Below are 12,848 nucleotides of genomic sequence, written 5' to 3'. Positions count from 1 at the left end.
CGGGCCGCGCCGGGGTTGTCCCCATGTCCGATCCTCATCCCCGTCCCGGGCGTCGGGCGGCCGCGTGCCGGGATGGCGACCCAGGCTGGGCCGGTGCCTCCGCTCACCCTGCCGCTGACCGTGCGAACCCCCACCGGGGACACCCATCTCGTGGTCCACGCACCCGGGCCCGTCCCCTTCGACGACGTCCGGGCCGCCCTGTTGCGGACGGCCGGCCTGCCCGACGACGCGGTCGTCCACCACGGGCTCGGCCCGGTTCCCGGCGCGGCCGTGCTCGGCCGCCCCCCGCTGCTCGCCGGCCTCGTGCTGAGCACGCTGCCCGGCACCACCGTGCCGGTGGACGGGCCGGTCATCCTGGCCTGCGTGGCCGGGCCCGACGCCGGGGCGTTCGTCGCCCTGGACACCGATCCCGTGGTCGTCGGCCGCCACACCCGGGGTGGCCTGGACCTGGCCGACCCGGAGCTGTCCCGTCGCCATCTCCGGATCGAACGACACGGGACAGGGTGGCGGGTGGTCGATCTCGGGTCGGCCAACGGGGTCGAGGTGGGCGGCGCCCACCCGGACGAGGCGGCGGACGGAACCACTGGGGACGGAGCCCGGACGGGCCTTACATCGGCGCACCCCGTCGCTGCTGCGTCCGGGTCCCTGATCCGGGCCGGGGGCAGCCGGCTCCGCATCGTCGTCAACGCCGAGCGCCGACTGCCGCTCACCCCGGACGGGGTGGGGCACCTCCGGGTGGCCCGACCGCCGCGTGTCCTGACGCCCTTCCAGGTGGAGCTGGCGGACGAGCCGGGGCCGCCGCCCGAGCGGGTCCGTCGCCCCCTGCCCCTGCTCGCCGCAGCCCTCGGGGCGATCGTCGGCGCGATCATCGCGTGGGTGACCGGGATGTGGATGTTCCTGCTGTTCGCCGCGCTCGGTCCGGTGTACCTGGTCGCCGGAGCCCTCGGCGACCGGGTCGGCGGTCGCCGTGGCCACCGCCGGGCCGTCGTGGAGCATCGACGGCGGACCGGCGAACGTGTCGCGTCCGTCGCTGCCGCGGTGCTCGCCGACCGGGAGGACGCCTGGGACCGCTTCCCCGACCCTGCCCTGCTCGCCCGGCGGTGCCGCACGGCCGCCGCCCGCCTGTGGGAGCGGCGGCCGACCGACCCGGAGTTCGCCGAACTGGTGCTGGCCGTCGGCGACCGGGCCGCCCGCCTGCCGATGCCCGACCCGCCCCGGGCGGCCGACATGCCCCTGACCATCTCGCTTCTCGACGTCGGCGTCCTCGGTCTGACCGGCCAGGCCCGGGCGACGCTGCGGTCACTGCTGGTCCAATTGGTGGCCCTGCACTCCCCCGCCGACATCGGTCTGGTCGTCTTCACCTCCGCGGACGACCTGCTCCCCCTGCGGGATCTGCCGCACACCGCCGACGGCCGTCCGGGGGCCGACACCCTGGTGCGCGGGGCGGGTCGGGTGACCGCGGCCCTGGACGAGCTCGCGGCGATCCTCGCCTCGGCGGACCGACCGGCGTTGACGGTGCTGGTGCTCGACGGCGCCGGGCGCTGGCGCCGACAGCCCGGGATGGCCAGGTTCCTGGCGGCGGCGGCGGATCCTCGGCACAGCGGGCTCGCCGCCCTGTGCCTGGAGGAGGAGCGGGAGCTGCTCCCGGCCGAGTGCAGGGCGGTCGCCGATGTCTCACCCGGCGGGGTGCTGCTCCGCGGAGGGCCGGTGTTCGACGGCGGGCCGGTCGGGGTCAGTGTCGATCATCTGGCCGCGGTCGTCGCCGCCCTGGCCCCGCTGCGCGACACCGACGCCGCCCTGGGCGCCCTGCCTGCTGCCTGCGTCCTGGGCGAGTGGGCGGAGATCGGCCGGGACGGCGAGGCGCTCCGCCGCCGGTGGCGGCGACCGTCGGTGCGCACGGTCATCGGGGTCGGCCGATCGGGGCCGGTGGAGATCGACCTCGACCGGGACGGCCCGCATCTGCTCATCGCGGGGACGACGGGCGCCGGCAAGTCCGAGCTGCTGCAGACCCTCGTGGTGGGTCTGGCCGCTGCCGCTCCGCCCTCGGCCACCTCGTTCCTGCTGGTGGACTACAAGGGTGGCGCGGCGTTCGCCGAGCTGGGTGCCCTGCCCCACACCGCGGGGCTGATCACCGATCTCGATCCCGAGCTCGCCGCGCGGGCGCTGACGAGTCTGCGCGCCGAGCTGCGCGGCCGGGAGAGTGCGCTGGCCTCGGCCGGTGTCGCCGACCTCGCCGCCTGGCGGGCCGTGGATCCCGGCGCGCCGGGACGGCTGGTCGTCGTGGTCGACGAGTTCGCCACCCTGGCCACCGAACTCCCGGAATTCCTGGCCGGGCTCCTGGACATCGGGCGACGCGGCCGCTCGCTGGGTCTGCACCTGATCCTGGCCACGCAGCGACCCGCGGGGGTGGTCACCCCGGCCCTGCGGGCCAACATCGGCACCCGGATCTGCCTGCGGGTCAGCGACGACGCGGAGTCGCGCGATGTTCTCGAGGCACCCGACGCGGCGCGCCTTCCCCGCGACCGGCCCGGGCGGGCGCTGCTGCGGACCGACAGCGGGCGGCTGACCGTCTTCCAGGCCGCCCGGGTCACGGTGCGGCCGGACGACTCCGTCCGGGTCGTCCGCCGCGATGGGGCCGGCCACCCCGGGTCGGGATCGGCCGACCGGCCGGGCGCGCCGGCGCACAGCGGGACGGGCGGCACCCACCGCGCCGCCGGGTGGACACCGGTCCGGACGGGCCAGGACACGCCCCGCCGGGGTGGGGATCCCGGCACGGACCTCACCGCCCTGCTCGGTGCTGCTCGGCGGATCGCTCCGGTCCCGGCCCGGCGCCCCTGGCTCCCGGCACTCCCGCCGACCCTGACCCCGGAGGACCTGGTCCGGGCGGGGATCGGCGTGGATCCCGACGACGCGACTGCGGGTCCGCCGATCGGACTGATCGACCGACCCGAGGCCCAGCAGCAGTCGCCGTTCTTCCTGCCCGCCGGCTCGACGCTCGTGGTGGGGCCGCCCGGTTCGGGACGCAGTACCGCTCTGCGGGCCTGCGCGCGGGCTGCGGCGGAGGCGGGCGCCGAGCTGCTGGTCGTCGACACCACCGGCGCACTCACCGATCTCGCGAGCTGGCCGTGCACCACGACCGCGCTCGACGACCGCGAGCCCGCGTTGCTCGTCCGGTTGGTGGATCGGCTCCGTGCGGAGCTGGCCACCCGCGCCCACCCGGCGGCGCGGGCGGCGCCACTGGTGCTCGTCGTCGACGGCTGGGAGACCGTGGTGGCCACCCTCGACGCGGTGGACTACGGCGCGGCCGGTGGTGTTCTCGCCGAGATCGTCGCCCGCGGGCCGGCCCTGGGGGTGCGGGTGGTGGCGAGCGGCACGGCGCGGACCGCGCACTCCCGCCACTCCGCGTCGTTCACCACCGTCCTGTCGTTGGGTGATCCCGATCGCTTCGGGCAGCCCCGGGCCGACGCACCGCCCGGCCGGGCCCGCTTCGGTGCCCACCAGCTCCAACTGCTCCTGGTGACGCCCGGCGCGCCGTCCGGTCGACCGGTCTCCGGAACCGGACAGGTGGTGGTGCGCCGCCTGCCGATGGTCGTGCCGTACGCGGCACTGCCGCCCGTGGGGCACGGCCCGGCCTGGATCGGCCTGGGGGGTGACGACGCGGCGCCGGTCGGGGTCGACCTGTCCGGCCCCGGCGGCGGCTTCCTGGTCACCGGTCCCCGGCGCAGCGGAGTCACCACCGTGCTGCAGGTGCTGGCCCAGGGCGCCCTGCACCTCGGGGTACCGGTGGTCGAACTGTCCCGCCGTGCGGGGGAGGCACGCACCGGTGGCCGCGTGGTTCCGGTCGACCCGGACGGCGCCGACCTGGAGGAGCTGCTCGCCCGGCACGAGGGTCCCCTGCTCCTGGTGGTCGACGAGCTCGACACGTGGTCCGACCATCCGGCTGCGGCCCTGCTGACCCGCTTCCTGGCGGTGGCCGGACCGGGCCAGCACCTCGCCGCCGGATGCCGGACGGATCGCGCACACCGCGGGAGTCGCGGCCTCATCGGGGAGATCGCCGCCTTCCGCCACGGCGTGCTCCTGCAGGCGGACACAGGCGACGGGGCGATCCTCGACGCCGTCCTCCCCCGCCGTCGCACCGCGGTCGGCGTGGGACGAGGTCACCTGGTGCACCAGGGCCGGGTCATCCCTGTCCAGATCGCCACCCGACCGGGTGGACCGGTGGGCGGGCCCGCTCTCCCGAACGGGGGACGTGACGCAGGTCACCGGGCCAAAGTGGATGACATGTCAGCTACTCGCGCTTACAGTCTTCGTAGTTGATACATCACCTGCTCACCCGCGTCCACCCGAGGAGAACCCCATGACCAGTACCGAGACCCCCACCCTGACCGGTACCTGGACCGCCGACGCCGTCCACTCCGATGTCTCCTTCAAGGTGCGGCACATGGCCGTCGGCAAGGCCCGCGGCAAGTTCGACCTCGCGGACAGCACGTTGACCGTGGGTGAGGACGGCCTGGCCGGCGCGTCCGTCGTCGCCACCATCGACGCGACCAGCGTGGACACCAACAACGAGCAGCGGGACCAGCACGTGCACTCCCCCGACTTCCTGCACACCGCTCAGTACCCCACCCTGACCTTCCGCTCCACCGGCGTCCGCAACCTCTCCGGCGACGACTTCCTGCTGGACGGCGAGCTCACCATCCGCGACACCACCAAGCCGGTCACCCTCGAGGTCGAGCACCTCGGCGCGACCGTCGACGCCTACGGCGCGGATCGGGTCGGCTTCACCGCGACCACCTCGATCTCGCGCAAGGAGTACGGCGTCAGCTTCGAGGCCGCCTTCGGCGCCGGGAACGCCGTCGTGGCCGACAAGGTCGAGATCACCCTCGAGCTGGAGTACGTGCGCGCCCAGGCCTGATCCCCCTCCCGGGTGGACCATTCCCCCGAGGTGAGCAGAACGCCCGCCGGCGGTGACCACCAGGTCACCGCCGGTTTCTGCGTCCGCCGGAGCGGCGCCGAGACGCGCCTGCCCGACCGCGATGTGGGCCAACGGCTTCGCCGTCGGACGGCTCGGGCCGCCCGGCCGGACCGACCCGAACGGGACAGCCGCACCCGCCCCGCGATCAGCCCGTGCCGCCGTCCCCGCCCGCGTCCAGGTCGACCAGCAGGTGGACCACTTCCTCGGGTGCGTACCAGGCCAACCCGAAGTCCTCGGCCGAGCCGAGGACGAAGGCCGCGTCGCCCATCTCGTCGAGCTCGAGATCGACCGTGTCGATGACACCGGCTGCGGCGTGCACGGCCTCCTCCGCCTCGGGCAGGTCGACGTGGACCGACGCGACCGCGGACCAGGGCACCGATCCCGGCACCCGGACCACCGCCCGATCGGCCTCGGGCCGCGGGGTGACCTCGGCGTCCGGGACGTCGGCGGCGATGACCACGCGGAGCCCCCGCTCCCCGTCCCGGGCGGCCAGCAGGCGCAGGGACGCCCGGGAGGCGTCGAGCATGGCCAGGTACTCCAGGTCCTCCTCGCCCCAGTCCGGGTACTCGCCCCGGAGCGGACCGGTGACGGCGAACGCCGTGCCGCCGATCACCGCCACCGCTCCGTCGGCCAGGGCATCGCGCAGTGTTCCGAGGGTGCCGGGCAGATAGACCCTCAACGGGGTTCCTCTCGTGGGGTGCGGTCGCCGGGTCCGGGGACCTCCGGCCGGAGCGTCCGCGGGTCCGGGTCGGGGGCCGGCGGATCCTCCGGCAGATCCGGAGGGGGGACGGCGCCACCGCCGAACAGCGGGCGCACCACGTCCCCCGGCCCGTCGTCGTCGGGGCGGCCGGCCCGCCGGGGTGTCCCGGCCGGGTCGTCGGTGGTCACCGGGGCGGACACGTCGCGCAGGGTGACCGGCCTCGCGTCCTGACCGCCCGGTCGTCCCGCCGCACGTGGGTGTGCCCGGGTGGCACCGTCGACGGTGGGGCCGTCCGCCACGGCGTGCAGCACCGGCCGCGCGGTGCGCACCAGTCCGACCGGGGTGTCGGAGCCGAGGCCCGACCCGGCGCCGGGGAGAGCGGGGACGGTGGCCAGCAGTTCGTCCAGGGCCTCCCCCAGCAGCTCGGCGAACTGGGCCACGTCGGGGATCGCGTCCCGGTCGGCGGTGAGTCCGAAGAAGACGCTGCCGTCGTAGGACGTGCACGACACCGCGAGCGCCTGGCCCTTCGCCAGCGGCGCCACCGGGTACATGGCGCTGACCGGGAGGCCGGCCGCGTACAGCGGCACCTGCGGCCCGGGGACGTTGGTGATGAGCACGTTGTAGAGGCGGCGGGACAGCTGACCGGCGACGCGGGCCCCGAGGGTGTGCAGCGTCGGCGGGGAGAAGCGCCCCAGCTCGACGAGGGCATCGGCGCCCACCTGACTGCCGGACTCCAGATGGCCGCCCATCGAGAACGACACCTGGTGCAGACGCATCACCGGACTGGTCTCGGCGACCGGCAGGTCCAGCAGGTAGGACACCACCGAGGTCGCGTCCATCCCGACGCCGGACCGCACCGACATCGGCACCATGGCGCGCAGCTGAGTCGCACCGGTGACCGGTTCGTCCCTCGCCAGCAGCCACGAGCGCAGGGCGCCGGTGATCACGGTGAGGATGACGTCGTTGACCGACCCGCCGTGCGCGGACCGCACCGCCTTGAACGCGGCCAGATCCGCCCGGTAGGTGGCGAACCGGCGCTGACCGCCGATCCGGACGTTGAGCACGGATCGCGGGGCGGGACTCACCGTGCGGCGGACGATCTCGATGACGTCGCCGGCGGTGTCCGCCACCCGGGTCACCGCGGAACGGACATCCGCGGTCGCCGACCGGACCAACTCGGCGAGCTCGGTCGGCCGGGCGGTCAGATCGGCCACGGCGTCCACGACCAGGTCGATGTCACTGGGGGCCGGAGCGGGGAGCCACGGCTCGTCGGGGAGACTCCGCGGGCTGGGCCGGGTGTCGAGGATGGCGGCGGCCACGTCGACCGCCCCGATCCGGTCGACCATCGCGTGGTGGGTCTTGTTGACCAGGGCGATCCGTCCGCCGGACAGCCCCTCGATGACGTACATCTCCCACAGCGGGCGCTCCCGGTCCAGCGGGCGGGAGATCAATCGACCCACCAGCTCCTCGAGCTGGGCGTCGGTCCCCGGCCGGGGCAGGGCCGAACGGCGCACGTGGTAGGTGATGTCGAAGTCCTCGTCGTCCACCCACACCGGGCGGGCGAGCCGCCCGGGGACGAAGCGGACGCGCTGGCGGTAGCGGGGCACCAGCGAGAGCCGCGAGGAGATGAGATCGACGATCCGGGCGTACACGAACTCCGGACCGGCGGACCCGCCCGGAAGGGCGGACGACGGCTCCGCCGGAGGCGCCGGGAACGGCTCGAGGATCGCGACCCCGCCCACGTGCATGGGCGTGCTGGCGTCCTCGGCCTGCAGGAACGCCGCGTCGGTCGCGGACAGCCGGTCGGTCATGGCGTCATGGTGGCACACCCCCTCGCGGGCCCGGGGCAGGTGCGGTGCCGCCCTCCGGACCGCCCGGCCGGCCCGGTCACCGGCCGGCGGGCACCACGGCCGGCAGGTCCAGGGACCGTGCCAGCCGGGTCAGCGCACCGGTCAACGGCGAGCCGGCCGCTGCCTCGGGGAGGGGGACGGCGCGGTGCCAGGCCCGGTCCGTCGCCGCACGGTCCTCGGGGAGCTGCGCGGCCACGGATCGTCCGGTGAACCGGCGCAGCGCCTCGACGGCCTCGTCCGCCGACGCCGCGGCCGACCGACACCGGTTCAGCACCACCGTGGGGTCGGCCTCCGGGACCATCTCGGCCAGTTCGGCCAGTCCACGGATGAGCCGCTCCATCCCCGGCGGGTCCGCCGATCCGACGGCCAGCACGATGTCGGCCTCGGCCAGCAGGGCCAGGGTGGCCCCGTTCCGGCGTGGTGCGGCGGTGTCGAACGTGATCTCCTCGTCGGCCTCGAGACAGAAGCCGACGTCGACCACCGTCAACGCCGCGGTCTCCCGACACACGTCGAGCACCGCGGGGATGGCCGACGGCCGCATCTCCGGCCACCGATCGGCCCGGGCCAGCCCGGTCAGCAACCGCAGTGTCGGGCCCAGCGTCCAGCTCAACTGGGACAGGGCGGTCACGTCGAGCCGACCGTTGGCCGCCATCCGGCATGCACCGGCCAGCCCGGGCGACTCGTCGAGCAGACCGAACGCGCTGGCCAACACCCCGCCGTAGACGTCGGCGTCCACCAACAGGGTGGGCAGCCCGGCGGCGGCCCGGTCCGCGGCCAGCCCGGCGGCGACGGTCGTCCGTCCCGGAGCCCCGGTCGGTCCCCAGACGGCGACGACCACACCCCGGGCCGGCGGTTCCGCCGGTTCGGAATCCGGGTCCGGGTCGATCGGCAGGGTGGGCGGCAGGGCGGCCCGGGTGTCGGCAACCGCCCGGTCCAGGGCCTGGCCCCGTTCCCCAAGATCGGTGTCGAGGTCCCGGTCCAGGGCGAGATGGTTGAGCGCGGAGCGGGCCGCCTCCACCAGGGCCGTGGACCCTGCCTCGTCGGGCACCACCACGCTGATCCCGATCCGTTCCAACCGGGTCCGCGCCCGGTCGTCCGCCGCCGGGTGGACGCCGACCACGGCCAGTCCGGCGACGGTCAGCCGGTGGATCGCGTCGGTGTCGAGCCGGCGCAGGTCGGCGGCGACCACGGCGACCGAGGCCCGGCCGGTCGCCGCGTGGGCGAGCACGTCGGCCACGTCCACGCACCGTCGCACCACCGACATCGGCGCGCCCGGCCGGTCCAACATCGCCACCAGCTCGTTCTCCCAGCTCTGACCACTGCCCGCGGTGAGCAGACCGGGGCCGCTCACGATCCGCTCACCAGCACGACCGTGACATCACCGCGGAGCAGGGTGCGGACCAGTTCGTCGGCCTGGTCCGACGGCAGCAGCAGCGCCAGCTGGTAGGCGTCGGACGAGGCGGCGGACAGTCCGCCGGAGTCCGGAGCCGTGACGGACTGCACCGTCACCTCCTGCTCGATGAGCTCCGTCTGCACCGGGTCACCGGTCCCGGCACCGGCCGTGGTCAGGTAGAGGTCGACGACCGAACCGTGGTCGACCCCCGGCGGCATCCGATCCGCGCCCACCCCCACGACCACCACCCGACCGCTCGGCGGCGCCTCGATGTCCGAGACGGCGAGCAGCTCTCCGGTAGCCACCGGCGCGACCACCGAACGCCCGGTCGGGGGATCGGCGTCCGCCCCGAGGTAATGGGTGCCCGTCTGCCCGAGATTCACATCGACCCGGACGAGGTCGGCGCCGGTGAGCACCGTCCCCGCGGCGAGATCCCGGTTGGCCGCCCACACCGGAACGGTGCGCGCACTGCCACCGACGACGGTCGCTCCGGCGACGACGGCCACGGCCACGAGCGCCAGCCCGAGCACCACCCGCAGGTTGAGCCATCTCGGCCGGGCCATCCTCCGCGGCGTCGGCGCTGCAGGCTGCCCCATGACGTGCTCCCTCGTCGTCCTGCGGTGACGAACGGAGGCACGGGCCGCACGGTCTCGAACCGTGGACGGCCGGGGCTGCGCGCACCCGCCGAGTCACACTGCAGACGGCAAATTACCCCAAGCATGTTCAAGTGCGGTCGATCGCCATCAAGAGATACACTGACGAGCGACTCGGCCCACCGGGTCGAGGCGTGACGACCGTTCGATCCGACCGTGACCGGTCGATCACCGACACGACAGGAGGACCCGTGGCGTCCGAGCGCTTCCTCACCCTCGCCGACGTGGCGGAGATCCTGAACATCTCCTCGTCGCAGACCTACGCCCTGGTGCGCAGCGGAGAACTGCTGGGGATCCAGATCGGCGGCCGCAACCAGTGGCGCGTCGAGCGCAGCAAGCTCGAGGAGTACATCGAGCACGCCTACCAGCGCACCGCGGCCGGGCTCGCCGAGCTCCCCCGCGAGCTGACCGCCGACCGCTGACCCACCGGGTCCGGCGGCCACCGCGCCCCCGTCAACCCAGCACGGCCGCGCGGATCGCCACGACGGCGCCCAGCGGGACGAGGACGACCGCCCGCACGCTACGGGCCCGTCGGGGCTCCCAGGCCGCGTGCGCGGCCAGCTCGAGGAAGTCGGCCCCCACTCGGTCCACGGTTCCCGTCATACCCGTGTCCACCTGCATCGACGCATCCGCCGGCGCGCTCTGCACGACGATCGACACCGGCGCGCGATCACGGGCCAGTCCGCGCACGGCCCACCGCAGATCGAGCCGCAGCGCGACGGCGGTCAGTGCCGGACCGGTCGCCGAGGACAGGCCCTCCACCCCGGTGACCGCCGCCAGCCGCACGAGCGCCTGCCGGCCGGCCGACTCGTCGACGAGCACCCAGTCGGGTCCGACCTGACGCAGCACCCCGGTGATCGTCGGACCCGAGGTGCGCAGACGCACGACGGAATCCACCGATCCGGCGAGTCGTTCGCTCATCGTGACCGCCCCGACGGCGAGCCGCGTTCGGTCCGCGAACTCCGCCTGCTCCCCGTCGTCGGCCAATGCGGCGAACTGGGCCTCCAGGGCGGCGAACAGCTGCTCCCAACGCATCATTCACCCTCGCTCCGTGTTCCCGTCGCCGTCAACCGCGACTCACCAGCACTTGACAGGTCTCAGCGGATTTCATTGACTGTCAATCATGTCAAACGGCATCAAACGCAACAATCAGGTGGGGTCGCGAGAAGCGGTCATCTCCCGGCCCGCTGTGTCTTGCTGGGCTCGTGCCGGCTTCGGGACCGGCGAGCCGGACCCCCTCCCCGACCTCGGAGGAGCGGCGGGACGGAAGGCCACCTCCCCCGGGACGATCCGGTCGGGGCTCGTGGCATTCGTCCTCGGGTCGGCGGCGGTGACGCGTCTGGTGCCGCCCCCGGGGGAGTTGATCGCGCGTGCCGCTCGCCTGTCGGCCGGGACGTCCTCCTCGACGGACCAGGTGATGGTGCTGCTCGCCGGCGCCCTGGTCTGGCTGCTGGTCGGCTGGGTCTGTGCCGTCCTGCTCGTGGCCGCGGTCTCCTGGGTGCCGGGTGCCGTCGGCCGGTGCGCCCACGTCGCGCTGCAGGGACTGGCTCCCGCCGCCGCACGCCGGTTGGTCGTCGCAGCCGTGGGCACAGCGCTGGTCGGCGGGGCGATGACCGCCTGCGCGGCCCCGCCCGCCTATCCGGTGGGCGCGACTGCGCCCGGGGCGGCCTCCTCGAGTGGGCCGGCGGCCGGCGTCGTCGCGCCGGAGTCCTCGTCGGCGTCCACGACGACGGCGTCGCGGGAGGTCTCGGCATCCGCGACCGCGTCATCCGGGACCGCGTCCTCCTGGGCGGCCGCGAGCGGGTCCGCCTCCACCGGCACTGCGCCGACCCTGACCTCGATCGACCTCGACTGGCCGATGACCACCTCCCCCGCCGTCCCGGGGGCACCGGCCCCGACCGATCACCCGCCCACGGTCCCCGATCTCTCCTGGCCCGGCACGACCGATGCCTCGACGGACCGCCCGGCGGCGGATCCGGCCTCCGAACCCGCCGCTGCGCCAGCCCACGATGCGGACCCCGCCGGTACCGCCGGCGCCGGGACCACCGCACCGTCCGCATCCACGGACCCGTCCGCCGAGCCGAACTCAGCCACGGAATCCACCGGAATGTCCGTGACGACGGTGCCCTCCAGTGCCGGTCAGCCCGCCGGACCGACCGGAGCGACCCCGACCGCGACAGCCACAGCCACAGCCACAGCCACAGCCACAGCCCCCGGAGCGACAGCCCAGGACGCCCTGCCCGGTCTCCCGGGCCCTGTGCACGCCGAGGACCCCGCCGTTCCGGCCCCGTCGGGCGCCGAGCCCAGCGGTCGGGTGACCGTCCGGCCCGGCGACTCGCTCTGGTCCCTGGCCCGGGCACATCTGCCGGTCGGCGCCGGGGACGCCGCGGTGGCCGTCGCCGTCGACGCCTGGTACTCCGCCAACGCCTCCGTCGTCGGCGGCGATCCCGATCTCATCCGACCCGGTCAACTGCTGACCCCGCCGACCGTCGACCACCCCGAGGACTCCCGATGACCACAGCTCTGTCCGTCCCCCTCCCCCGGTCCCAGGACACGGCGTCGGCTCTGTCCGACCGCGCGGGTGGTGACCCGGCGGCCGGCCGGGTGCGCCGCCCCTACCTGGTCGCCCTCCCCGATCCGGAGCCGCCGTTCGACGACGAACTGGAGGGTCGGGCCGACGCACCGGGTCCGCCGACCCGCTACCGGCGGTGGACGCCACCGGCTCCGGCCGACGCCGGGTCCGCCACGACCGCACTGCTGCCGGCCCGGGTGCCCGCCACACGGGAACCGGTGCGGATCCAGGTCGCCGACGTTCCCGCGTGGTCGCACGAGGCCGACATGGGCGTGCGACGGACGTCCACGGCGGCGCTGCCGATCGCCCGGCGCTCGGCGTCGATGCTGGCCCGCGCCCTGGTGGAGGTGCTCTCCGGGCAGCGTTCGGTCGCCCAGCTGCGGGTGCACTGCTCCGCGGACGTCTACGCCGGTCTGGCCGCCCGACCCACGCCGTCCTCCCCGGCCCTGGCGCATCTGCTCTCGGTGCGCGTGTGCGAACCGGCGGACGGGGTGGCCGAGGTGAGCACCGTCTTCCGCCGGGGCGGGCGGGCCCGGGCGGTGGCGTTCCGCCTGCAGGGCGTCGACGGCCGGTGGCGGATCACCGCCCTGCAGGTCGGCTGACCCCGCCGCCCCGAACACCGACACCGACGGACCGACGGACCGAGACCGGTCGACCGGGACACCGCCGCCCGGACACCGCAAACCGGGACAGGGACGCCGTCGA

The 12,848-nt window shown here is 75.0% G+C and carries 10 protein-coding genes; 5 read left to right on the top strand and 5 right to left on the bottom strand.

The features are described from left to right. Positions 1-93: 93 nt before the first annotated feature. Together J2S58_RS17910 and J2S58_RS17905 are read left to right on the top strand one after the other, a co-directional pair. The gene (locus J2S58_RS17910; RefSeq protein ID WP_205257111.1) at positions 94-4,317 is read left to right on the top strand and encodes an FtsK/SpoIIIE domain-containing protein; all 4,224 of its coding nucleotides are present in this window, start codon (positions 94-96) and stop codon (positions 4,315-4,317) included. A gap of 40 nt (positions 4,318-4,357) precedes the next feature. Then, the gene (locus J2S58_RS17905; RefSeq protein WP_205257110.1) at positions 4,358-4,915 is read left to right on the top strand and encodes a YceI family protein; all 558 of its coding nucleotides are present in this window, start codon (positions 4,358-4,360) and stop codon (positions 4,913-4,915) included. A gap of 205 nt (positions 4,916-5,120) precedes the next feature. Here the strand turns inward: J2S58_RS17905 and J2S58_RS17900 are convergent, their stop codons facing one another. The 4 genes from J2S58_RS17900 to J2S58_RS17885 all read right to left on the bottom strand — a co-directional run bounded on the left by J2S58_RS17900 (position 5,121) and on the right by J2S58_RS17885 (position 9,514). After that, positions 5,121-5,654 (bottom strand): DUF6912 family protein, encoded by a 534-nt coding sequence (locus J2S58_RS17900; RefSeq protein ID WP_205257109.1) that lies wholly within the window; start codon positions 5,652-5,654, stop codon positions 5,121-5,123. Further along, positions 5,651-7,486 (bottom strand): WS/DGAT/MGAT family O-acyltransferase, encoded by a 1,836-nt coding sequence (locus tag J2S58_RS17895; protein ID WP_205257108.1) that lies wholly within the window; start codon positions 7,484-7,486, stop codon positions 5,651-5,653. Before J2S58_RS17895 ends, J2S58_RS17900 begins: the two co-directional genes overlap by 4 nt. Before the next feature lie 76 nt (positions 7,487-7,562). Next, positions 7,563-8,876, bottom strand: a complete 1,314-nt coding sequence (locus J2S58_RS17890; RefSeq protein WP_306829139.1) for an AAA family ATPase — start codon at positions 8,874-8,876, stop codon at positions 7,563-7,565. Beyond that, positions 8,873-9,514, bottom strand: coding sequence for an SAF domain-containing protein (locus tag J2S58_RS17885; RefSeq protein ID WP_205257107.1), 642 nt, complete (start codon positions 9,512-9,514; stop codon positions 8,873-8,875). Before J2S58_RS17885 ends, J2S58_RS17890 begins: the two co-directional genes overlap by 4 nt. 248 nt (positions 9,515-9,762) lie before the next feature. Here J2S58_RS17885 and J2S58_RS17880 point away from each other — a divergent pair, with 248 nt between their 5' ends. Continuing rightward, a complete protein-coding gene (locus J2S58_RS17880) occupies positions 9,763-9,993 on the top strand; it encodes a helix-turn-helix domain-containing protein (protein ID WP_205257106.1) in 231 nt (76 codons plus the stop codon). A 31-nt stretch (positions 9,994-10,024) separates the two neighbouring features. Here the strand turns inward: J2S58_RS17880 and J2S58_RS17875 are convergent, their stop codons facing one another. Continuing rightward, positions 10,025-10,609 carry a hypothetical protein gene (locus J2S58_RS17875; RefSeq protein ID WP_205257105.1) on the bottom strand — a complete coding sequence of 195 codons (585 nt, stop codon included), beginning with the start codon at positions 10,607-10,609 and terminating at the stop codon, positions 10,025-10,027. 265 nt (positions 10,610-10,874) lie between these two features. Here J2S58_RS17875 and J2S58_RS17870 point away from each other — a divergent pair, with 265 nt between their 5' ends. Both J2S58_RS17870 and J2S58_RS17865 read left to right on the top strand, forming a co-directional pair. Next, positions 10,875-12,086 carry a LysM peptidoglycan-binding domain-containing protein gene (locus J2S58_RS17870; RefSeq protein WP_205257104.1) on the top strand — a complete coding sequence of 404 codons (1,212 nt, stop codon included), beginning with the start codon at positions 10,875-10,877 and terminating at the stop codon, positions 12,084-12,086. Then, positions 12,083-12,745, top strand: coding sequence for an Rv3235 family protein (locus tag J2S58_RS17865; RefSeq protein WP_205257103.1), 663 nt, complete (start codon positions 12,083-12,085; stop codon positions 12,743-12,745). The genes J2S58_RS17870 and J2S58_RS17865 overlap by 4 nt, the downstream gene beginning before the upstream one ends. Positions 12,746-12,848 lie beyond the last annotated feature (103 nt).

It is taken from the genome of Nakamurella flavida (genome assembly GCF_030811475.1).
GTDB lineage: Bacteria > Actinomycetota > Actinomycetes > Mycobacteriales > Nakamurellaceae > Nakamurella > Nakamurella flavida.
This window is presented reverse-complemented; position numbering and strand designations above follow the sequence as displayed.

What these genes read in the sequence shown, in the direction of transcription:
- J2S58_RS17885 (WP_205257107.1), bottom strand. Translation starts at nt 9,514, where the DNA reads ATGGGGCAGCCTGCAGCGCCGACGCCGCGGAGGATGGCCCGGCCGAGA.
- J2S58_RS17875 (WP_205257105.1), bottom strand. Translation starts at nt 10,609, where the DNA reads ATGATGCGTTGGGAGCAGCTGTTCGCCGCCCTGGAGGCCCAGTTCGCC.
- J2S58_RS17905 (WP_205257110.1), top strand. Translation starts at nt 4,358, where the DNA reads ATGACCAGTACCGAGACCCCCACCCTGACCGGTACCTGGACCGCCGAC.
- J2S58_RS17895 (WP_205257108.1), bottom strand. Translation starts at nt 7,486, where the DNA reads ATGACCGACCGGCTGTCCGCGACCGACGCGGCGTTCCTGCAGGCCGAG.
- J2S58_RS17865 (WP_205257103.1), top strand. Translation starts at nt 12,083, where the DNA reads ATGACCACAGCTCTGTCCGTCCCCCTCCCCCGGTCCCAGGACACGGCG.